We start from the raw sequence: 23,223 nt of genomic DNA, 5'->3' as shown, positions 1-23,223 counted from the left end.
CTACGGAACAAACTTAGGCGCTCTGCATGGAAGTTTGTATGATTAGACATTCTTTACATAGATAAAAGTATAAAAAACTCTCTCCTATTTGAAAAGTTATTCCTCCTGTAAGTCCCCCTTCATTCCCATAATCTTCTCCGGTCAACATAGCCACATAGTTCATATTTTTCGAGCAACAAGGACACGTTGCCTCTATAAAATCGTCTATGTATAGGGGCGCTCCAAGTATTCTACAAATATAATCTCTTCCCATCGCATCAAAAGCTTGATCATTTTCATCTTCATCACAAGGGACATCATAATTCTCCATCGTTATTAATTTCATATCATATTTCGGCAAAGGAACTGGTATTTTATCAATTAATTCATACTTCCAATTAAACATCTCACTTTGAGTAACGGTATGTATAGAACGTTCCATTATATTTATTTTGAAATTTTGTATATCTTCATATAAGGAACAATTTAAACAAGTGATCAATGGCAACTCTCTTAATTCATCTGTCTTAAGTTCCTCTAATCTAGAATCATTCAAATCAAAGGTAAATATTTGATGCGCTTGTTCATTACATTGTGGACATATGGGAAGTTTCCAAGTGTCTCCACCAAAATAATGACCATATCCCTCTTCTCCGCGAATAACTCTAAACCCTAATTTATTCATATATTTGCCTCCGCTTTATAAATTACATAATAAGTCTACTTCACTTTTAATCATTCATTATGATCCGTCTTGTATAACAGGTGAATACTATCTAACAACCCAGGTTGGAGAGTTTATAAGGCGAAGTACATAAAGGCTGAACTTGTTTCATGCGTTGCTGCTTTGATTTTAGTCCATAACACGTTCTTCCGCATAACAAACAAATACTTGCTTTTCCGAACGTAAAGATACTAAATAATACTCATCTTCAAAATGCCCTACTATATACCCCATTTCCCCAGCCAGTTCAATTGTTTCTTTATTAAAATATACTCTTGATTGCTCAAATTTTATATGTTTTATGATACTCTCTAACTCATTTTCGTTTACTTCCTTCTCAGAGAAAAGGAACATGAGGCTCCCTTCCATACATACAGGAGAAATCACATCGAAAATATCAGTTGCAGGATCATACTGGTTTATTAAAATTGTGCTCTTTACAGTGGATTTTCTCCAATTTAACTCTTTTAATTCTTTTTCAAAAACGTAATTTTGTACCTTTGTTAATTCCTCTTGAACCCCTTCACAATTCACTAAAATATATAAATGAAATTTCGACATCATTGTTTTCATAAATTGTTCCATGCTTGTATCCACATCAACTATATATCTATTAATTATTGATAACAAATTTAAAATTTTATCATTTTCAAAATTATCATGTTCATCTAACACTAGAAAATAGTCGTTCTTTTCTGTTGCAGGTTTGTGTATTTCGATGTATGTGTCCATGTTTTCTCCTTAAAAACAATTTTTATTTACGACTAAATTACCCTGGCATATATAAAGAGAGAAGAGCTTATATTCACTCTTCTCTCTAATATCTTTATCCATCCTTACTCTTTTTCTATATTTCTAAATTGTTACTAGCAATTGTTAATAATGCACCATCATATTGAATAAATGCACACGCCGATGAGGGGACTAATGTAATTTTCGGAACAAAACAATTCCCCATTACATACTCTATAATCTTATTTTGATTTAATTTCTTAAATTTAATATCAACCTTTTCTCCCAAACAAATTATAGCTAACGTGTTTTCTATACTTACACTATAAAATAATTTGATAATATAAAGTACTTCTTTCTTTTGTATAGATTCAAAAACAAAGAAAACATTATCCCTGCCAAAGTCTAGCATCTTATAAAAAATTTTTTTAGAATCGACTTCCTTTTTAAAATGTAATATTTCTGATTTACTTACATGTATAATGAATTGACGAATCCTCTGTTGAAAAAGCAAATTCAAATTATCAATATTAAAATCATCATTATTATGTAAATCCGTTTCATATATATCAGTAAAATCATTCACCCGATATATATTACTATCTTCTATACACTGAACTTTTTTGAATTCAAAGTTCATTTTAGTCCTCCTTATTCAGTTCTAAGCTATAAAGCGCAAAGTATTATTCAAGCGAATCTCCAAATATATCAATCCATTCCTCTAAAACTCTACCAAAATCATTAATATTATCCTGTTCATCAAAGCCTTTTTCAATTAACTCATCTGCCAAAATGTCTCTCAACTCATGGATGATTTCAATTTCTAACATACGAAAGTCTTTACAATCTACAATCCATAATAGTTCAGGTGCCTTTCTCCTTACTATCTGCTGCAATAATTCTTTTGTATCCTGCTTAAAATTATACAAGTTGACTTTTCCTTTCTATAAACAACGGCGAACTCCTCAAAGAGATTCCTCTTTTCATCTTATAATACGTTTCAACAATTACTAGCTACATTTTAAAATATTATGAACCTGTAATATTTAGAGGGATGGTTATAAAAAAGCATTGTGATTACTACCACAATGTTTTTTTATAACTGCAAATTTATTTTATAATATCAAATTCAATTATGCCTGTGGACTTAAACCTCTCAATTATATGTTTCTCTTTATTATCTATACAACAAAAAAACACATGAACAGGGGTTGGAAAAGTTATTAACTCCCCATATTCCCTACCTTCTGCCCACTCCATACACGTATCAGACAATATGTTTATTAACACTTCAAAATTCTCATTGTCATTCACCAACAATTTATCTGTTTTACTAATCAAAATTACATATTGCTCAGATGTTAACCAACTTAAATCGTTTATACACTCATCAAAAGCATTCCAGTTACCACCGAAATAATCTGGGAAATTCATTTTCTTTGAGAATTCGCTAAATAACCCATTCATATCCATACATTTACTACCATCAATAGATATTAATTGGATATTCTCTTCTATTCTTAAATGTTTAGAATGATTAAATAGTAAATGTATAAATGGAGGAGTTAACGATTTTATTTTATTATCAATTCGCATGATCTTATCATCCTTTTTACGTGGTAATTGAACAAAAGTTTTATAATGATTTTTTGTATAATATGCTTTTCTATTTTGACCAATTACAATCCTTTGCTAGACATACGCACCTGTAAAGTATACATATTGCCGAGGTCCATTTCCACTAATAACGGATTAATATTATCTTCTACACTATCCTATCAATAATTGACACATAAAAAAGCACACAATCCATTCACAAAAGTGAACGTTGTGCGCCTTCATTTCTCATTCTATTTCATTTATTTCTTCAACTTATCCGCCTTCGCAATAAATTGTGCTGCTTCCGCACGACTTACCGCTTTATTTGGAGCCCAGCCATTATCTGTTCCAATTGAAATCTTTTCTTGGATTAAAATATTGGCATACTTCGCCCCCCAATGATTGTTTAAGTCAGCAAATTCTTTCGGTAGTTTTATATTTTCATTTCTTTCTAATTTATATGCATTTACTAACATTGAAGCCATTGATGCACGGTTAATTAACCCGCTCGGATTAAAGTTTCCCTTCTCATCACCTTTTACAATACCTGCTTTTTCAACAGCAGCAATATACGGCGTTGCCCAGTGATTTTGTGCATCAGGGAATGATGGCTTTGCATCTTTCTTAATTTCTAATCCTAAAACAGTTGCTACTATTTTTGCAGCGGAACTACGATCAATATTTTCAGCTGGTGCAAATGTACCATCTGGCTTACCGTGTACTGCTTCTTTATCTACTAAATATTGAACTGATTCTTGTGCCCATGCTGGTACGTCAGAGAATTTAGGCTTCTGTTCAATTGCACTCGCATCGATTTCAAACTGTACTTGATATGTATGATCATATTTAATTGCTGGAATTAATATATGCATTTGCATATTATATTTTTTCGAAAACTCATCAATTTCAAATTGAACAACTTTCGTACCGTTATTTGCTTTATCTTCGGAAATTACTTTTACATCATGGAATGTCCCTACTTTATTCGTATCTTCTACTCTAAGATACTGGAAATAGCTACTATCTTGAACTGTTAACGTAACGATTTTTTTATCACCTTGAATGGTTACTTTTGCATTTTTTAAATATGTAGACGCAACAGATGTATCATTCGTTTGATCTTTATAAGTCTTTAAAATAACGTCATACGTGTCATCTGCTAATTTGCTAGCTGCTTTCATTTCTACTACCGCTTCTGCTTTCGCAATCGGTGCCATCATACCGCTAAATGGAACTGCTAACGTTGCTGCTATAACAAATGCATTCATATATTTTTTCTTAATCATTATCAATATGACATCTCCCTTTATATAAATATACTTAACACAACTATCATATTGATAATGATTATCAATGTCAAATAAAAATAATACTATTATTTCCTACATAAGTACGCTTTCCGCTCATTTTTAAAAAGTAAATAATGCGCTGTATGAACTTTCCGTTCTAAATAATCGATAGAATACGAGCTTGATGGATCAACTAAATCACCTATCGCTCCTGAAAGGTGATCAATGACTTGCTGCAAAACCTCTAAGTTTTTCTTCTCACTTTCAGCATTCATTTCATCCATAATGTCACAAATAAGATACTGCACTCGCCGTAAACGTAATTCCTTCTGTTCCACTTATATCTCCTCCTTATTAGTCATATTACGGTTTAAATATATGGCACCATAGCTTAACCAATGCTAAAAAATAGAAAGGCAACCATCTTCATAAAGATGGTTGCCCCTATATTTAAACTTGCATCGCTTTTTCTCTCAAAGCTCTTCTCAGCAACTTGCCTGTCGTATTCTTCGGCAGTTCTGTTAAAAATTCAATACTCTTTGGTACTTTATATTTTGCTAAATGTAATGTGCAGTAATGCATCAGTTCTTCTTCTGTTACGTTCGTTTGTTTCAGAACGACGTACGCTCGCACTGCTTCTCCTAAGTTTTCATCAGGAACACCGATTACGACAACTTCCGCCACTGATTCGTGCATGTACAATACTTCCTCTACTTCACGAGGATATACGTTATAGCCGCCAACTAAGACGATATCCTTTTTGCGATCAACGATATAGAAGTAACCTTCTTCATCCATTTTCGCTAAGTCTCCTGTATACAACCAGCCGTCCTTTAATGTCGCAGCTGTATCTTCTGGTGCGTTATAATATCCTTTCATAACGTTAGGCCCGCGAACAATTAATTCCCCAACTGCACCAACAGGTACTTCTTCCCCAAGTTCATTTACAATTTTATTTTCTACATGCCAAATATTTGTACCGATTGACCCTGGCTTACGCGGACGATCTAGTGGATTAAAACAAGTAACTGGTGATGCTTCTGATAAACCGTATCCTTCTGAAACGATAACGTCAAAACGTTGTTCAAAGTTTTGCAGAAGAGCAACAGGCATTGAAGCACCACCTGAAATACAAAGGCGAAGCGTCTTCACATCTTCTGCGCTTGCTTCTTCGAATAAATATAAATAATTATACATTGTCGGTACACCGGCAAAAATTGTCGGTTCGTACGTGCGGCAAATACGGAATACTTCTTTCGGGCTAAATTTCGGTAACATTAAAATCGTTGCCCCGTTCACAATCGGTGCATTGACCGCCACTGTTAAACAGAATACGTGAAACATTGGCAGTGCCGCAACGACGCGATCATCAGCCGTATATTGTAAATACGATGCCACATCGCTCGCATTACTATATAAATTTTTATGCGTTAACATAGCGCCTTTCGGTTTTCCAGTTGTGCCCGAAGTGTATAGAATAACCGCTACATCTTCTTCATCTAGTTCTGGGCCTTCGTAAGTTAAATCTCCAGCCCCTATCATTGTAGTAAACGTTTTCATTTTTTCGGTTTCTGTATGGTTAAAATCTGATGAGGTTTCGCATATGATGATGTTTTCAAGTGAAGGAAGTCTTGTTGTAAGAGATTGTATAACAGGTAGAAGGACGTCGAGTACGATAATTGTTTTTACATCTCCATTTTGTAAAATGTAATGCATTTCGTCTGCTGTATAAATTGGATTAACTGGAATAACAGTTGCTCCCGCTTTCATTGTTCCGTATAAACCGACCAAAAAATGTGGTGAATTTCCAACAACTAATGCAACATTGTCCCCTTTTCCAATGCCCATTTCTGCTAAATTGCTAGAAAACCTTGTGACCATTTTGTTTAATTGGTCATATGAGACCGACTGATCCATAAATATATAAGCCGGTTTATCCCCCTTCTTTTTCGCCGTTTCAGCCAAAGATTGAACGAGATTCACACAAACCCCACCTTTATAAAATTTAGAATATTTAAAAATTCTAAATTAATTATATTAAAAGAAAATTAAAGTGGCAAGTGTTATTCCATTAACTGCATATAAACAGATCACCTCCTCTTCATTTACTTTGGAAGGATAAGGGAATTTCATTTGCAAGTAATTTATGAAACTAGACCAAAAATCATTTTAGGATAATATGCACTCATCTTTTCTCTAAGTTTAGTAAGTTCCTCTTTATTTAACGTCGTATGCTCTCCAAACAAGTTAATCGCGTCCGCTCCATCTTCATGAAAATACACCGTAACATATAGTGCCGGTAACCCTGCATTGTCTTCATCTATTGAAAAGACGACATCTGGTGTCTTATTAACAGTGCTGAATGTTTCATTTCTTTTCCACTTCTTATTTTGAAACATGTCTTGTATTTCCTGTATCTTTCGTCTGTTATCTGTATGCGTAAAATATATAACATTATCTTTCGCTGGTTTTCCGATCGATAAAAGTATGCGACTTGAGGAAGTTTCATCGTTACAAGCTGCTATTCCAATAACGAAGCTGAGCAATAATACAACGTACATTACTCTTTTCATTTCGATCCGCCTCCTTTTGAATATGTATATTCTTTTATAAGAGGCAGATGTCCTGTGATTTTATCGTATATAAAATTATATCGGCGATTTTTCAGATATATCAGCGCAACTCGAAATATATCAGCGATTTTCTAAATATATCGGTCGTAACCCGGAATATATCAGCGATTTTTTAAATATATCAACTTACCGACAAAACATGACAATCTACGCAAAAAGAAAGAGGCTGCCAGTTACGGTAGCCTCCCTTATTTTTAGAAGAACAAATGTAAGAAATCTTCTGTTGTAATATTACCGAAGTAACGTGCGATATCTACGCCTTCTAAAGCTGCAGTGAATGCATCTTTATCAAATTGTACGCCTGTTAGACGTTCTTCAATGTCATGCACATCTAGTGAACCGAAGAAGTCACCGTAAATTTTACATTCTGTTACTGTTCCTTTTTTCACTTCAAGACGAACGTCAACTTGTCCAACTGGGAAGCGGTGTGAATGTTGTAAGTTGAACTTCGGAGATTTTCCGTAGTTCCAGTCCCAATTGCGGTAGCGCTCTTCAGAAAGTTTATGGATTTCTTTCCAATCCTCTTCTGTTAATTCATACGTTGGAATTTCTGTTTCTCCTTCGAAAATTGTTTCTAGAAGAAGTTGTCTAAACTCTTCTGTCGTCATTTCTTCGTTTAGGAACTCTGTAATGTTCGCAACGCGGCTACGGATTGATTTAATTCCTTTGGATTGGATCTTATCCATTTTTACTTTCAGTGCTGATACGACGTGATCGATTTCAGAGTCAAATAGTAACGTACCGTGACTGAACATACGACCTTTCGTTGAGAACTGCGCGTTACCTGAAATTTTTCTGCCTTCAGCTAAAATGTCGTTACGACCACTTAGTTCTGCATTTACGCCTAATTTACCAAGCGCTTTCGTTACAGGCTCTGTGAATTTTTTGAAGTTGCTGAAACTGTCTCCATCATCTTTCGTAATAAAACTGAAGTTTAAGTTTCCTAAATCATGATATACTGCGCCTCCGCCTGATAGACGACGAACGACATGAATACCTTTTTCTTTTACGTAATCTGCATTAATTTCTTCTACTGTGTTTTGGTTTTTACCAATGATAATCGAAGGTTCATTAATGTAGAACAGTAAATATGTTTCGTTAATATCTAAATTCTTCACACAATATTCTTCAATCGCTAAGTTTATTCTAGGATCTGTAATCCCTTTATTATCAATAAATAACATCGTATCACCTCATGAGTTCCATACGTAGCCACTATGCGCTAGCGTAATATGGCCACTGAAAATTTGTTTTGCTTCTGTTACTAAATCAGCTGGATTGCCTGTATGCGGTAAGTGCGTTAATAAAAGTTCTTTTACATTCGCATCTTTCGCAATACTTGCTACTTCTGTACTATTCATATGCCCTGCTTTTGCAGCCTCTTGATGTGCATACATATTACACTCACAAATGAAAAGATCAGCATCTTTTGTGAATGGAATAAATTCAGGAATATAACTGGAATCTGCGCTATATACTACAGCGTCATTACCTGCTGTAATACGCATCGCAAAGCATGTAACAGGATGAACAGTTTTTAAGAATGAAATCGAGAACGGTCCAACTTGAAGTGTTTCTTCTGGATTGTACGCGATTCCTTTCGTATGCGGTTCATGCGTTAAAGACTGGAATCCACTCTCATCAAACGTATGACCGTATATTGGTAGTTCCGGTAGTTGTCCCTTTGTCGCACTCGTAATTAGTCTCGCATATTGCAATACCCCAATGTCTGCAACATGATCGTGATGATAGTGCGAAAGTACAACTGCATCTATATCAGATGGTGTTATATATTTTTGAAGCTGTGCTAGTACACCACTACCACAGTCTACAAGTAAACGAAAACCATCGTGTTCAAACAAATACCCCGACGTTGCTTCTCCCGCTTCTGGAAAGCCGCCCCAAAAGCCGACAACAGTCATTTTCATATGTATCCATCCTTTCTAAAACCGAGTAGAAATGCATGTTTCACTTACATTCTACATTGTTAACTATAATCCATTTCCTAAACTTTTTCATTAATTTTCAATTTTGTTATAAAACAGTTGTTGACTTTTGTTTTTTGTACTAATACAATGATAGTAAGAAATGGAAATGGAGGGATTGACATGATCGATCAACCAATGGAGTTTTTCAGAAATTTACCGACGAAAACTTGTGCGCACTGTGGGAAAGAAATTGATGAGCAACACGAAGCATACCATAACAAATGTGATGACTGCGTTCACGAAGAATAGTAGTTTGTGAACAGAAAAAAACCTAGCAGACATAGTCTACTAGGCTAATAACATCGTATCCTTCATCGTTGAACCTTTCACCAAGAGCTCCAGTTCAAACTCATACAATTCTTTTTTTCGATAATTTTTCGTATGGATTTTATCCATCATCAGGTCGACAACTTTTCGGGCCATCTCATCGATTGGCTGTTCAATTGTCGTAATACCTGGCTCTGTAATCTGTGATAAAATTTGATTATCAAAACCGATAACAGCGAGATCATCTGGAATGCTCCAGTCATGGCGTTTCGCCTCTGAAATAATTCCAGCTGCTACCTCATCGCCTCCTGCCAAAATCGCGGTAGGATTTTTTTTGTCCTTTAATACTTCATGGAATATTCGTTTTCCATCTTCCCAAGAGAAAGCGTTTTCAAGAAAATCAATCGCTTCTACTTGGCGGCTCTTCTCCGTTATTGCACGTAAAAAGCCCATTTTTCGCTGTTGGCTAACCACTTTGGTTTCGTTACCACGGCAAAAAATAAGATTACGATATCCTTGTTCTAACACATGCTTAGCAGCTATGTATGCTCCTTGCGCATGATCAAACTTCACTGTTGGAATATTTGCTTCCTCAATATATTCATTACATAACACGATTGGACCGTGTTGTAAGTATGGCTCTACATCTTCCCACGGATTTTCTAGTGAACATAGAATAATCCCATCTACTTGTTTCGTAGATAATAATTGTAAATACTCCATCTCTTTTTCCGGTAAATATCTTGTTTGACAAATAATCAGTTTATATTTATGTTCAGAAGCAGCAATCTCGATTGCTTCAATAAATCTACTGAAGAAAGGATTTGTAATCCTTGGAACTAGCACCGCAATTGTTTCCGTTTTTTGTTTACGAAGCCTTCTCGCCGCAGAATTAGGAACGAAGCCTAAATGCTTCATTGCTAATTGAACCCTTTTTTTCTTCTCATCTGAAACATATGGATGATTATTAATCACCCTAGAAACCGTTGTCCTTGATAACCCCGCTAATTTCGCCACGTCCTCTATAGTCGACACGAAATTCTCCCCCTTTGCATGAAAACGTTTTCTTAAATTGATTATATAGTATATTATTGGAAACTGCAATACGGCTTCTTATGATTTTACTATATTAATATTATACATAGGGAAAAGTATGTTAATGGGAGGGGATTTTATATTACTTTTAGAAGTTTACAGGAGGCATATTTATTAAAGATAAAAGGAGATATTTCATGAATCGGACCGATCGTTTATTAGCTATATTAATTGAATTACAAAGAAGACAAACTGTTACAGCACAAAGCTTAGCGGAAAAATTTGAGACAAGTATAAGAACGATTTATCGAGATATGGATGCACTTAACGAATCGGGTGTTCCTATTTATTCAATGCCTGGTCACGGTTATTCATTAATGGATGGTTATTTCTTGCCCCCCATTCAGCTTACGCCTGAAGAGGCTGTTACTCTTTTACTAGGCGGTGATTATATCGAGAAAACTTTCACTTCTTCTTTTTCTGTACATGCACGATCAGCAAAAGAGAAACTTGAAATTGTTCTCCCTGCTGATCAACAAAAGAAAGCCCAGGAATTACGAGAAACTTTTCGTTTCCTTTCTCCTATATTTTCACATCAGCAATCTGAACAAGAAAAACTAGAAAATCAACTTCTTCTATTGCAAGAATCTATTCAAAAAGAACAAGCTATCTCTTTTTCTTATCGGAAACCGAGAGAAACTACAAAAATAAAGCGGACCGTTCATCCTTATGGCTTAGTCAATATTTCAGGAATTTGGTACATCGTTGCCCACTGTTTACTTCGAAAACAAATACGCAATTTTCGTTTAGATCGAATGGATACATTACAGCAAGAACAAGAATTCTTTACAAAGCCGAAAGATTTTTCTTTACAAAACTATAAACCTGAAAGCAATCGGACTGTTACGGTTCATTTATTGTTTCCATCTCATATTGCACATAAGATTATTGAGTCCCGCTACTTTTTTATAGATTCATACGAGCATAGAGATAACAGTTTTCACGTTTTTTTGAAATCAAGAAACATAGACGAAGTATTTCAATGGGTATTTAGCTGGGGGAGCCAAGTGCAAGTACTTGAGCCAAAAATTCTTTCTGAGAAAATCCGTGATGAAGCAAAAAAAATGTTAAAACTTTAATTTCACTACTGACATAATGTTGTCAGTAGCCATCCTTTATATTAGGTATTAGCAAATACATTTTTATAAAAAGGGGTTAACAATATGAAGAAATTTGAGGAATTAGCAACGTATTACATAGAGGAATTAGAAAGATACTCTATAGAACAATTTAGGACGAAGCCGTCTAGCGAAGAATGGTCCCTCGGTCAAATGTATAGTCATTTAATTGCCTCTACATATATGCAGTTAGATGCAATTGCGAAATGTAAAACTGAAACACCATCAGCAACTAACAAGAAAACGGACATGGGTGAAAAAGTATATAAACTTGGTGCTTTCCCGGATATACAAATCAAAGTACCAAATCATCCTGGATATACACCTGAAAATCCCTCTAATAAAGAAGACATACAGAAACAGCTTCTAGAATTAATTACAATTGTTAAAGACATTGAGCCAACACTTTCTTCTATCCCAAGTGATTGTAAAGTCGAACATCCTGGGCTTGGTTACTTACATGCAGCAGAATGGTTTCAACTTATTTCTATGCATTTTGCACATCATCTTCGTCAGAAAGAGCGATTAGAGAACGCAATTTCATAATTTCTCATAAAGGGAAAATGGAATCCTCCCACCAATATAGTGGGAGGAAGAATAAAATGTTTTAAAGATGGCTCAGATATTTACCTGGCCATCTTTTTAATCATGACTATTAAAATGGAACTATACAAAGTAAACTACTACTTTGTAAGAACCCTCGTTGAAAAACTGAATTGAGACAATTATATACATTACTGAAAGTGAAAGTTCAAATAAAGTACTATTTTTATTTCTCAACAAAAAAACGTAGGGAATATAACAAATTACGAATATCACGTATTATAACAAATGGTACGACTAAAGAATAATTTTTATAAAGCCCGCCATAATCATTCCCTCCTTTTATTCCTTAGACAAATATTCACACAAACTGTATTATACATTTCCATATAATTTATCTACACTTAAAAACATAATAACCTTATTTTTCAAACCTATTACAAGCCAAACTTTCTCAACAATTAATTACTAAAATACGATTTACAGCTATAAAACTATCACTTATCATTAAGGATAATTTTACCATTTGAATAAAATACAGGTAAAATTCCCAGAAAAAATAAATTGCACAAAGGGGATGGATTATTAAAAAGCTACATGCATTAACATTAACAATGGGGTTACTAGCTTCTACTGTGATTGTACCTACTGCTTCTCTGGCAAAAAGTGATGATTTACCTTACTTAAATGAAATCAAAAAAATGCAGCCCGATGTAAGTACACAAGAGCTAATATCTAGTATTAATGAATTAGCAAACAACACTGGGAATACAAAAGAAGCTGTTTCTGAACAGATTTATAAAGAGCTAAAAGCAGATGAAGAACAAGGCAAAAAAGAAGCAAGTAAAAAAATGAATACTTTAGGAGCTAGTGGTGGTACAGTTTCAGTTGGGAACAGCAATATGGGGGATTTCTTCTATACCGGTTCATACACTGCATACTTAAATCATGGACATGTTGGTATGTATTATAGTTCAAATACAATTGTAGAATCTGTACCAGGTGATGGCGTTCGTACAATTAGTACTACATCCCGTAAAGTAGATAAAGGAGATGCGGTAGTAAAATCCGTAAATACATCTTGGCAAAACAAAAATGATGCGGCATGGTGGGCAAAAGATCGTGTAGGTAAAGATTCATATTCTTATAATTTTGCTACAAATAGAAGTACAACACATTATGGGGCTAAAAACTGTTCTAAACTAATTTGGTCTGCTTATCAACTTCATGGCGGACTAGATTTAGATAAAGATGGCGGTGCTGGTGTATATCCACGGGATGTTCGTGACGCAAAACAAACCTCAACAATTCGCAATATTTAATACTGAAGAAAAAGTGCAACAACTATATTTGTTGCACTTCTTCTTATAAAAGGAGCTCATAACAGTGAAAAAAATAATCGTTCTTATTCTAAGCATAATTTTAATTGTAGCACTCATCTACTTTTTCTTCTTTAAAAACAATAATGTAAATTCAATATCTGAAGAAGATATTGAGAAAAAAGATTTTTTGAAAGATAAACAAGCTGTTATATATCTCTCTTCGACTGCCGATCAAGATATGGATGGCAACGGGATTAGTTATGCGATATTCATCGATAAAAATGCAAAAGCACATGGATATAAAATGAATGGTTTAGAACTCGGAGGAATAGGTGTATCTGATAACAAAAAAGAAATCGTACTAGAAAGTAAAGATAATATTAAATTTATTGGAGATGATTTTAAAAATTTTAAAATGAAATACCAACATACAGGAGATCAAAGGATATATTTAAAAAAACAAGGCTTATTTGTTAACATTTACAATTCAGGTAGTAACTCATCTACTGGAAATTATGATTCGAATGTAATTTTTGGTAATCAAAAACAGATTCATAAAGGAAATATTCCTCATTATCTTATTAGCTCTGGCGTCAATACAGATGAAGTCTTAGTCTTAACTCAAGATATAGATAAAAATGAGCATAGTTTAAAAAAATTACTATTTAATGATTCAACTATGCACCTTGAAGATGTTACAACAATTAATCTTAATAAAAACATGTCGTATTCTAGTTACTCATCTATTTTAAGTGACTCAAATTTTTATTATACGATTTTAATTGAGAACGATAACTCCATTAAAGGCAAAGTATATTTATTACGCATTGATAAAAAATCATTAAAACAAGATTTAATTTTACTTTCTTCCGAGGAGAATTCCACAGCTTCCATACCATTTACAAAAAATAATTCCGCTTATCTACATAACAATGAATTATTTTTTATAAATGGACTAGGTGAGGTCATAACTTTTAATACCGAAACAAATGCAGTCAATCCTAAATTCAAAATTGATTACCATGTAACGGATGGCGTTAGATATAATGAACAAACATATTTTGAAAACGATCAATTATATGTATTACGTTATAATGAAAAGCAAGAACATAAATATTCTATAGAAACATACTCTCTAACAACCGGTAAAAAAATTAAAACTACTAAAATTAAAGATATGGATCAAATTATTACATCTGTTAAAGGTGGTAAATCCATTTACGCCTACGATTTTAAAATTTTACATCCGAATAAATAATAAAAAGCTCTGTTTTCCATAACAGAGCTTTTTATTTTAACTCCTCCCACTTCGTCCACATTTCTCTCCCATTTATACGGTACATATTATCCTCTCTGTCCATAAACCCCTGCACAATAAACTCGCGTCTAATCGTACAAAAATCGTCATGATATTGTTTGATGAATGCATTGATTTCTTTTTCCGTATACTGATTCTCCGCATTTAACTTGCTAATTAAATACTCTAACAATACTAGTTTTTTCTTCTTTTGACCTGGAATCGATTTTAGGCGGTCCTCTTTATCGAAAAAATTACGAATGGTTGTATCTCTGAATTTGATTTCATTTTCGGTCATGTTGTTATCCTCCATCGGTTTTTATGTAATAAAACTCTTTATTTTTCTTTACCGTTTTTCTTCATTCTTTTACTTACAACATCCATAAAGTAATACCCGCTAATAAGCACATAGTAAACTACAAGTATTCCTAGTGCATCTTTCATATTTATATATTTTTCTTTATGAAACAAGATAGGTGAAAGGGCGTAAACAAGAAAGATGATTAGCGGATTTAAGATAAAATAATAAGTAAGCTTTCCTTTCATCATATCAGCTCCTCTATTCTAGTTTTCTCTTTAAATTGTTGTAATTCCTTTTCTTTCGTTTCTATAGTTTTTAGACAGATTCCTATCCGAACTACAAAAAAGATGCCCTGCATTACAATAAAAAAGCACCAAAAAGGTGCTTTTTTCTACGCTTCAACCGATTGATTTTCAGCAATATTTTTAAACTGTCGTTTGTGCATCCAAGTTAATGAAGCAATTGTTCCAAGTGATAACACAACGATAAAGATCATGAGTATTCCTATGTTTTGCCACATGAAGTTAAAGTCTCCGCTTGATACGACTGCTTTCAGCCCTGATACAGAGTATGTCATCGGTAGCCAAGCATTGAATGGTTGTAAAAACTTCGGAATCAATTCTAGTGGGAATGTTCCAGCACTTGTTGTAAGCTGAATAATTAATGTGATGATGGCGATGAAACGCCCTGCATCACCAAATGCTGTTACTAAACATTGAATTAATGAGATAAACGCTAAACTTGTAACGATGCTAAAGAGTATGAAATAAGGAATACTTTGTACTTCTACACCTAATCCAAACAATAATATGACATCAGCTACTACTGCTTGAATAATACCGACTGATAGTAAAACGCCGAACTTACTAATAAACCAGCTAAATCCTGATTTTGGAACGCCCACTGTATCACGTAATGGATATACGATTGATAATAGTAATGCCCCAACAAATAAACCGAGTGATAAGAAATACGGTGTAAATCCAGTTCCGTAGTTTGGAACTTCCGCCATTTTCTCCGTCTTCACTTTTACAGGACTTGCAAACATATCATACGTTTTATCCGTTCCTTTTACTTCACCAGTTTTCTCTGCCCCTTCGCCAAGTTTCTCAGCAAGTTCACCTGAACCGTCGTTTACTTTTACAAGGCCATCCGTTACTTTCCCGGAACCGTCTGCTAGTTTATTAACGCCGTCGATTAGCTGGGTTGAGCCGGTTGACATTTTATTTAGACCACCATTTAGCGTACCTATGCCAGTTGTTACTTGACCAGAGCCATCTGCTAGTTGATTTACACCACCTGCCATTTGGTTTGCTCCTACAGATAATGTACCTAAACCGCCTGTTACTTGGCTTGAGCCATCTGCTAGTTGATTTACACCACCTGCCATTTGGTTTGCTCCTGTAGATAATTCACCTAAACCGCCTGTCACTTGACCAGAGCCATCTACTAATTGAGTTACACCACCTGTCATTTGGTTTGCTCCTACAGATAATTTCCCTAATCCTATTGTCACTTTTCCAGATCCACTTTGTAATTGAGTTGCGCCATCAATTAATTGAACTGATCCCTCTTTTAATTTATCAGCACCTCTTTTTGTATCTCCTAACCCTTCACCAAAATCCTGAAACGTACTAACAAATTTCGCTTGTTCATTCGTTAGTTTCTCAATACCCTCCGTTAAAGCTTTCACCCGTTTTGGATTTGGTAATTCGCTTTGTACTCCACTTGTCGTTTGTTGTATTTCACCTTTTAATTGTTTTACTTCTGCATTTAATTTATTTGTTCCACCTGCAACTCCAACAGCTTTTTGTTGCACTGTCGCTGTACTTTTTGCCGCACTTGTTATAAAGGGTTGCAACTGATCTTGATATTCTTTTGGTAAACTCTCGATTTGCTTTTGCAAATTTGCTACATCTTGCGCTGCAGTTTGTGCATCCTCTGCTGTTGATTGCGTGAATTCATTTAACTGATTTACTTTTTCTCCAGCCTCATTTATTTTCTCATTTACCTTATTTAATGTAGAAGGAGCTTTTGACTGCATTTCCTCTAAACCTGCAATAGAGTTTTGTACGTTACTATTTAACTCCTGCAATCCCTTTTGAATCCCTTGAGACCATTTCTCTAATTGGCTTTGTCCCTCAACAACTTTTCCCATACCATTTGATAGATCGGTTGTTCCTGCTTTTAATTCGCCAGATTTACTTACCAATTTGTTCAAACCACCAGTCACTTGCTCAGATCCATCACGTAATTCGTCAATTCCTTTTTTCATTTCATCCGTTTTTCCATTTAACGTATTCAAACCTGCTGTTACTTTCTGAGATCCATCTTGTAATTTCTCTATACCTACCTGCATTTCACCCGTTTTGCTATTTAACGTATTCAAACCTACTGTTACTTTCTGAGATCCATCTTGTAATTTCCCTATACCTACCTGCATCTCACCCGTTTTGCTATTTAACGTATTTAAACCTACTGTCACTTTTCCGGATCCATCTTGTAACTTATTAGATCCATCTGCTAATTTCTGAACTCCATCCTTCATCTCCCCAGACTTCCCTTGAAGTGTATGAAGTCCATCCGTCACTTTACTTGAACCATCATGCAGCTCATTTGATCCGTCATGTAGTTTACTTGCACCTTCCGCCCCATCTGCTAATCCTTTTGAGACGTCTTGAATGGAATCAAACATTTTCTCTGCATATGTTTTCGTTAACGTACTTGCTACTTCACCTTTAATTTTTTCAATGGCTGTTCCGCCAATTTGTGAAGATAAGAAGTTTAAGCTTTCGTTTGGAATATATTCTAAGTTTAATGGTTTCGGTTCATCTTTTAATAATGTTGTAGCGTTACTTGAGAAGTCATCTGGAATGCGTACTAACATGTAATACTTTCTGCCTTCCATTCCTTTTTTCGCTTCTTTTTCACTTACAAATTCCCATTTAAAACTGGTATTATCTTTTAAATTATCAACAAGCCCTTTTCCGACCTCAATTGGTTTTCCGTCAAATACTGCACCTTTATCTAAATTGACTACCGCAACTGGTAAATCATCTAACTGTTTATACGGATCCCAAAAGGCCCATAAAAACATACCTGCATATAAAATTGGTACGAATAGAACCGCGATAATTGGAATTAATATTTTTTTACTTTTTATAATTTGTGTGAACTCTTTACGAAGTAACTGATTTCCTTTCATCATTTCTCCCCCTTTTTAAATGACCGAATTGTTCAATTGGTCATTTTTACCCAAACAAAAAGGCTATACTGATTCATACATATGCCTTATCCCCGAATTTATACTATGCAACTGTTTCTTACTATGAAGTGAATATTTCTATAATCCCTCCTAAATTAAATGTATGACCATTTTGTTCAATCGGTCATTTTTTATAAAAAAAAGGATTATCTTAGTTTGACAATCCTTTTAATAAATAAAGTTCAAATAATTCTGCGATTTTTTCTTTTTCTAGCGGTTCATGATTTTTTTCCCAATCAAAAATAAGCGATACATATAAGCGAAGCATAATAAATGCTGTAATTTCTGGATCACATTTGCTAATTTCACCTTTATCAATCGCAATCTTTAAATAGGATTGAATGACAGAAACGATTTCCACATCTACTTGTTGCATCACTTCTTGTACTTCTTTCGTTCCCATATCGCGCTCTTCTTGAATTAACTTAATCATGAGCTGATGTTCTTTTCTGAATTCTAATATGCTATATAATGCTCTATGTACATTTTCAAAAAATGAAACATCTGAACGAATTGCATTTTCTGCAACTTGCTTCATTTCTGTAATTAAATTAGAAATAATCTCGCCAAATAGCTCTTCTTTATTTTTGAAAAAAGTATAAATCGTTCCTTTTCCTACATTCGCTAACTTCGCTACTTGATCCATCGTTGTTGCTTTATAACCGAATGCTGAAAAAGACTTTGTTGCAGCCTCAATAATAGAACGTTTTCGATCTATCGCCACATCGTCACCTCCAAAAATGACCAATTGGATAATATAGTCAATTAGTACATCTTTGATATTACCACACGCTTACATTCTATACAAGTTCTCTTTTTTATTATTTCCAGTATAAAAAATTCCAGTCAAATTGTATCATACTGTCCATAGTTTATCAGAAGAAAAGAGAAAAGGAAAAGGTGTTCTTGAGATATACAGCTAAACCTTACTTCCCAACAACAAATTTCTCTTTTTTTAAATAATCAAATAAAAAAACAAGAAAATCTTTACATTTAATAGTAATATAGAAAATAGACAAGTTTATCCGACTTTAACGGGCAGTAAGACCCTACCTCAAAATTCAGCGAAAGCAAAGAATTTAGGTGGGGATCGGGCTGTCCATAAAAGTCCGATTGGTGAAGACTAATAATCAGTGGGGGCTTTTTCAGTCATGATGCGTGCACTTCGTTTAAATATAAAGCAAGCTTTTTGTAATCGTGTTTCTTTAATTATTATGTTTAGTGGATTCGTTCTTATTTGTATTTATCATTATTATTATGTCATTCGTTATTTAGGGGACGCTGCAAGCGGACCTATATCAACAGATATAAAATGGATTGGATTTCGTGACAATGAAATGGATGTTTATTTATTATTAATGCCAATTATTGCGAGCCTTCCCTTTAGTACAAGTTACAACTCGGATAAATCTGATGGCTTTAAACAGTTTGTAAGTAAAGGAATTAATTTATTTTCTTATTCAATAACGAAATATATTGTTACATTCTTTTGCGGCGGACTTCTTTATACGCTTCCATTTATCTTATCTTTATTATTTTGCAAATTAACCATTCCAGACGGAGAAACGCCGGCTGGTTCAGGCATCATAAATGTTAATGGGATGTTTGCAAACTTATATGAGGCTTCTCCCATTATTTACATTACTGTATATATTGGAATTAACTTTTTATTTGCAGGTTTAATGGCTCTTTTAGGACTTGCTGCATCTGCATGGTCACAAAAAGATTATATGTCGCTTCTATTTCCATTTGCAGCTACCTCCATCCCTTACGTCCTGCTAAATACAGTCTTCCCTACAATAGGCGGAGCACCAATTCATTTATATGATCCAAAACAACCATTGGATGGAATGTCACCGTACATTTTAACGGTGCAATGTGCTTTCTTTCTTTTCGTTAGCTTACTTATGTATATACGAGGGGTAAAGCGGGATAGAAAAAAATATAGAAGAAGATTGCAAAGAAGAGATCGGTGTAGAAAATCATTTCAAGTATAATAAACCTCTAATTTCCTTACTATCTTGAAAATTAGAGGTTTATTTACTATCCTTTTATGGCGTGCCAGCCAATCCCCATAAAATAACGACCCCTACAAAATAAATCGCTTTAATACCTACAACTAAACATAATGAAGTAATTGCATATTTACTTAATTCTCTCCTTGCGCCAATTAAAGTAAAAATAACTGCTAAACTAAACGTTATATAAGATGCTGCTGTATGTATTAAGTTATATGTAATATCTAAATTTTGCGTAAGTCCTGTTACATCAGCTATAAATTGAAGCATGACGATGGTACTAAAAGAAAATGCAAGCTGATTCATTAATTTCCCATTTAGTTGTGCTTGCATCATTGACCCTCCTTAAAAACTAAATATTCAATCAATTTTACCATAAAACTGCAGAAGACCAATCTATATCATTCTAAAAAATCGCTTATACACTATCCTTATCTATTTTTATCAAATAAAAGAACGCTTAGTTACCTAAGCGTTCCCCTACTTTAAGATGCCTTCTTCAAATCAATTTGAGCAAGTACTGGGTCGTGATCACTTACACGTCCATGTTCTTTCATAATGTTTGAGTTTAAATGTACTGGATCTACGATTGTGTGCGGTGCAATGTTGTTTGTTACTAAAATATGATCTAGCACTTGTGCATTTCCTTCATGAATATACGTGTAGCGATTTTCTTTCGGCACTGTATTTAACATATTTTTCAAGATTGTTCCTTCTAGTGCTTTTAGTGGTTTAGCAAACTCAAAATCGTTCATATCCCCTAACACAACAACTGGTGCATTCGTGTTCTTTTTCTGAATTCCTTGTACGAAATGATTTACTTCTTGCGCTAATTGAACTCGTTTTTCTTCACTTTTTAATACGAGCGGCTGTACTTTTCCAAATGGTGTTGCATCTCCTATTTTTGAGTTTAAGTGATTTGCAACAACAACTAAATTTTGTCCTTGGAACGTAAATTCTGCCGCAAGCGGTTTACGTGTACTTTCAAACAATGGATTTTCGTCTCCAATACGGACAACGTTTTTATCAAGCAACTTCGGTACTGTTGCTAATTTCACGCGTGATGGGTTATAGAAGAAACCGACGCGAATGTTAGCGCCTGGTGCTCCTCCGTCTAAATTATTATTCGGAGCAATTTCTACATACTCATACTTTGGCCCGCGAATTTCTAGCACTGCATCAATGATACGTTTTGCGCTTAACGAAGCATCTGTTGTACCGTCATTAACCGTTCCGTTATTATCTTGCATTTCCTCTACACCGATAATATCCGGCATTTTTAAATTGTATTTAATAGAATACGCTAACGCTTTTACTTTTTCATCTGTTGTTTCTTTTTTATTCGCCGAGAAGTTTTCAATATTATATGTAGCAACCGTTAACTTATCAAGACGCGGCTGAATATTTGCTCCTATTTGCTTAAATCCACCGTCTACTACAGATGGTAATTCCGTTATTGGCGCAATGCGGAACGCACCGTAATCATATCCGACTACTCCTGTTATATCTCCAGTGAAAGTATCTCCTACTTTTGCTACATAATTACGAGGTACTTTTACAGAAAGACGCTCTGGGTTTAATTGATTTTCATCTAATACAGGTGTGCCATATTTCGTTACGACTTTATTTCCGCCATTTTTCACTGTTACATATAAATTCCCGTTTTTCTGAGGTGCAATAATTTTTGGCGTTGGCATCGTAACGCGCATACCTTCTATACTTTCATAAAAATCGATTGCATCTTCATTTGGATCAAATAAACCAAATGCATCATTATCGATAATTTGATCAGGAATTTTCACACCGTTTTCTCCAAGTACAATCGGTGCTGGTAAAACTTGATCTTTTGCGATTACAGCAACGCGGCTCGCTTTAATTTCCGTCGTCGTTAAGTCTGTGTCAAACCTTTCTGCATATCCAGGTCCAACATATTCTTCTACTACTCCATCAACTTGAATAAGATCTCCTACTGCTACATTCGCATCCTTTTTGTACACATACATACCTTCTGAAGTAGCTGGATCATTATCTGGCTGATTATCTTCTATATAAAAACCATTTTTATCAAGCGCTGTTACAACGCCTTCCACATTGTATACTTTCTTCCCGTTGTAAGGAGAAATATGTGATTTTCCTTGAATATCATGAATACGAACTGGTTCATTGTTTACGATAACAAATGAAAATGTTGAAATTGCTGAAGAAGTAAGCCCTTCTTTCTCTGCAATTGCTTTAATCACACTATTTTCATTCACGATAATTTGTCCGTTATAACGAACACTTTTATTTGTAGGGTTAGAGCCATCTAACGTATAGTAGATTGTTGCTCCTTCTGTATTCGTTGTTAACGTTACTGCTGTTCCTTTCGCAACTTCTCCTCCATTCGGTGAAGCTACTACATCACTAACACGGTTTTGTTCTTCCCCTTGAAACTTATGAGCTGTTACTGATTTTAAACCTGGGCTACTAAAATATAATTCAAGCGTCCCTGTTAAACTAACTTTCTTCCCGATATTTTCAGGATGATCTTTCACGTTTACTGCCGCTCTCACATCGCCTTTTGGTAACTGAACAGGCATGATTTTGTCTGGATTCGTTTCATTTGGCGAATCAGCAATTGCTACGTTTGTATCATCAAACTTAGCCGGATCTTTCGTGTATTTCGAAGGACTTTGCGTATATCCGACGATGTACCCTTCCACTGTCCCCTTCGTTTTCCCTTGCTGCTTAAATACTTGAATTGCTTTTTCTACTGACATAGAAGTAGTTTCTTCTGCTTGTACTAAAGTTCCAGTAAATGAAAGCAATAGTATAAATGATAAAAAGACACTTAACAATTTCTTCACAGCCATTTCCCTCTCCCTATTTCATATTTTCTCAGCATGTCTATCATATCAAATGATTCGTTATATAGAATGATATTTCGACAAGTTTTACAAAAAATTTATTTAATTTACAAGCTTTCAAACTATAATACAAAATAATAATTTTACACTTTCTACGAATGCACTCTATAATGTTAGAGAGAGAAAACAGAAAATATCGATATTTCA

Annotated in this window: 24 protein-coding genes; 6 read left to right on the top strand and 18 right to left on the bottom strand. The window is 34.5% G+C overall.

The window, feature by feature from the left end:
- Positions 1 to 13: 13 nt before the first annotated feature.
- From PQF83_RS00375 to PQF83_RS00325, 11 genes are all read right to left on the bottom strand, one after another.
- Positions 14 to 664 carry a hypothetical protein gene (locus PQF83_RS00375; protein ID WP_001037221.1) on the bottom strand — a complete coding sequence of 217 codons (651 nt, stop codon included), beginning with the start codon at positions 662 to 664 and terminating at the stop codon, positions 14 to 16.
- 168 nt (positions 665 to 832) lie between these two features.
- Positions 833 to 1,435 carry a hypothetical protein gene (locus tag PQF83_RS00370; RefSeq protein WP_000382051.1) on the bottom strand — a complete coding sequence of 201 codons (603 nt, stop codon included), beginning with the start codon at positions 1,433 to 1,435 and terminating at the stop codon, positions 833 to 835.
- Positions 1,436 to 1,550: 115 nt separating this feature from the next.
- Complete coding sequence (locus PQF83_RS00365) at positions 1,551 to 2,075, bottom strand: hypothetical protein (RefSeq protein WP_001008519.1); 525 nt, start codon at positions 2,073 to 2,075, stop codon at positions 1,551 to 1,553.
- 43 nt (positions 2,076 to 2,118) lie between these two features.
- Positions 2,119 to 2,364, bottom strand: a complete 246-nt coding sequence (locus PQF83_RS00360) for a hypothetical protein (RefSeq protein ID WP_000282232.1) — start codon at positions 2,362 to 2,364, stop codon at positions 2,119 to 2,121.
- 181 nt (positions 2,365 to 2,545) lie between these two features.
- Positions 2,546 to 3,031 (bottom strand): barstar family protein, encoded by a 486-nt coding sequence (locus tag PQF83_RS00355; protein ID WP_001217227.1) that lies wholly within the window; start codon positions 3,029 to 3,031, stop codon positions 2,546 to 2,548.
- A gap of 263 nt (positions 3,032 to 3,294) precedes the next feature.
- Positions 3,295 to 4,320: an S-layer homology domain-containing protein gene (locus tag PQF83_RS00350; protein ID WP_000592110.1), complete on the bottom strand. Its 1,026-nt coding sequence runs from the start codon at positions 4,318 to 4,320 to the stop codon at positions 3,295 to 3,297.
- An 89-nt stretch (positions 4,321 to 4,409) separates the two neighbouring features.
- Positions 4,410 to 4,661 (bottom strand): hypothetical protein, encoded by a 252-nt coding sequence (locus PQF83_RS00345; RefSeq protein ID WP_000435472.1) that lies wholly within the window; start codon positions 4,659 to 4,661, stop codon positions 4,410 to 4,412.
- Positions 4,662 to 4,773: 112 nt separating this feature from the next.
- Positions 4,774 to 6,306 carry a fatty acid--CoA ligase family protein gene (locus tag PQF83_RS00340; RefSeq protein ID WP_001055184.1) on the bottom strand — a complete coding sequence of 511 codons (1,533 nt, stop codon included), beginning with the start codon at positions 6,304 to 6,306 and terminating at the stop codon, positions 4,774 to 4,776.
- Positions 6,307 to 6,467: 161 nt separating this feature from the next.
- A complete protein-coding gene (locus PQF83_RS00335; protein WP_000832616.1) occupies positions 6,468 to 6,896 on the bottom strand; it encodes a hypothetical protein in 429 nt (142 codons plus the stop codon).
- Positions 6,897 to 7,150: 254 nt separating this feature from the next.
- A complete protein-coding gene (locus PQF83_RS00330) occupies positions 7,151 to 8,140 on the bottom strand; it encodes a lipoate--protein ligase (protein ID WP_000897258.1) in 990 nt (329 codons plus the stop codon).
- Between the two features lie 9 nt (positions 8,141 to 8,149).
- The gene (locus PQF83_RS00325) at positions 8,150 to 8,884 is read right to left on the bottom strand and encodes an MBL fold metallo-hydrolase (protein WP_000784663.1); all 735 of its coding nucleotides are present in this window, start codon (positions 8,882 to 8,884) and stop codon (positions 8,150 to 8,152) included.
- 180 nt (positions 8,885 to 9,064) lie between these two features.
- Here PQF83_RS00325 and yhfH point away from each other — a divergent pair, with 180 nt between their 5' ends.
- Positions 9,065 to 9,193 carry a protein YhfH gene (gene yhfH, locus PQF83_RS00320; protein ID WP_000567010.1) on the top strand — a complete coding sequence of 43 codons (129 nt, stop codon included), beginning with the start codon at positions 9,065 to 9,067 and terminating at the stop codon, positions 9,191 to 9,193.
- Between the two features lie 39 nt (positions 9,194 to 9,232).
- Here the strand turns inward: yhfH and PQF83_RS00315 are convergent, their stop codons facing one another.
- Positions 9,233 to 10,246, bottom strand: coding sequence for a LacI family DNA-binding transcriptional regulator (locus tag PQF83_RS00315; protein ID WP_000103718.1), 1,014 nt, complete (start codon positions 10,244 to 10,246; stop codon positions 9,233 to 9,235).
- Between the two features lie 197 nt (positions 10,247 to 10,443).
- Between PQF83_RS00315 and PQF83_RS00310 the strand changes: the two genes are divergently transcribed.
- The 4 genes from PQF83_RS00310 to PQF83_RS00295 all read left to right on the top strand — a co-directional run bounded on the left by PQF83_RS00310 (position 10,444) and on the right by PQF83_RS00295 (position 14,547).
- On the top strand, positions 10,444 to 11,385 hold the full coding sequence (locus tag PQF83_RS00310; RefSeq protein ID WP_001082268.1) for a helix-turn-helix transcriptional regulator: 942 nt from the start codon (positions 10,444 to 10,446) through the stop codon (positions 11,383 to 11,385).
- Between the two features lie 84 nt (positions 11,386 to 11,469).
- Positions 11,470 to 11,970: a DinB family protein gene (locus PQF83_RS00305; RefSeq protein WP_000713022.1), complete on the top strand. Its 501-nt coding sequence runs from the start codon at positions 11,470 to 11,472 to the stop codon at positions 11,968 to 11,970.
- Between the two features lie 581 nt (positions 11,971 to 12,551).
- Positions 12,552 to 13,289, top strand: coding sequence for a hypothetical protein (locus tag PQF83_RS00300; RefSeq protein WP_000733102.1), 738 nt, complete (start codon positions 12,552 to 12,554; stop codon positions 13,287 to 13,289).
- 64 nt (positions 13,290 to 13,353) lie between these two features.
- Positions 13,354 to 14,547, top strand: a complete 1,194-nt coding sequence (locus PQF83_RS00295; protein WP_000721064.1) for a hypothetical protein — start codon at positions 13,354 to 13,356, stop codon at positions 14,545 to 14,547.
- A gap of 31 nt (positions 14,548 to 14,578) precedes the next feature.
- Here the strand turns inward: PQF83_RS00295 and PQF83_RS00290 are convergent, their stop codons facing one another.
- The 4 genes from PQF83_RS00290 to PQF83_RS00275 form a co-directional block, all read right to left on the bottom strand.
- Positions 14,579 to 14,884, bottom strand: coding sequence for a DUF2087 domain-containing protein (locus PQF83_RS00290; RefSeq protein WP_000138195.1), 306 nt, complete (start codon positions 14,882 to 14,884; stop codon positions 14,579 to 14,581).
- Positions 14,885 to 14,922: 38 nt separating this feature from the next.
- A complete protein-coding gene (locus PQF83_RS00285; protein ID WP_002163726.1) occupies positions 14,923 to 15,135 on the bottom strand; it encodes a hypothetical protein in 213 nt (70 codons plus the stop codon).
- A gap of 143 nt (positions 15,136 to 15,278) precedes the next feature.
- Positions 15,279 to 18,092: a YhgE/Pip family protein gene (locus PQF83_RS00280; RefSeq protein WP_000678100.1), complete on the bottom strand. Its 2,814-nt coding sequence runs from the start codon at positions 18,090 to 18,092 to the stop codon at positions 15,279 to 15,281.
- A 211-nt stretch (positions 18,093 to 18,303) separates the two neighbouring features.
- Positions 18,304 to 18,876, bottom strand: coding sequence for a TetR/AcrR family transcriptional regulator (locus PQF83_RS00275; protein ID WP_000963375.1), 573 nt, complete (start codon positions 18,874 to 18,876; stop codon positions 18,304 to 18,306).
- A 427-nt stretch (positions 18,877 to 19,303) separates the two neighbouring features.
- Between PQF83_RS00275 and PQF83_RS00265 the strand changes: the two genes are divergently transcribed.
- Positions 19,304 to 20,149, top strand: coding sequence for a membrane protein (locus PQF83_RS00265; RefSeq protein ID WP_000984154.1), 846 nt, complete (start codon positions 19,304 to 19,306; stop codon positions 20,147 to 20,149).
- A gap of 54 nt (positions 20,150 to 20,203) precedes the next feature.
- On the opposite strand, the gene PQF83_RS00260 is transcribed toward PQF83_RS00265, so the two are convergent.
- Positions 20,204 to 20,503, bottom strand: coding sequence for a hypothetical protein (locus tag PQF83_RS00260; protein ID WP_001148848.1), 300 nt, complete (start codon positions 20,501 to 20,503; stop codon positions 20,204 to 20,206).
- A 152-nt stretch (positions 20,504 to 20,655) separates the two neighbouring features.
- On the bottom strand, positions 20,656 to 23,022 hold the full coding sequence (locus tag PQF83_RS00255; protein WP_000279246.1) for a DUF6359 domain-containing protein: 2,367 nt from the start codon (positions 23,020 to 23,022) through the stop codon (positions 20,656 to 20,658).
- Positions 23,023 to 23,223: the final 201 nt, after the last annotated feature.

This window comes from Bacillus sp. FF-1, from assembly GCF_028548245.1.
Taxonomy (GTDB): Bacteria; Bacillota; Bacilli; order Bacillales; family Bacillaceae_G; genus Bacillus_A; species Bacillus_A paranthracis.
Note: the sequence above shows the minus strand (reverse complement) of the source record. Positions and strands in the feature narration are given on the sequence as shown.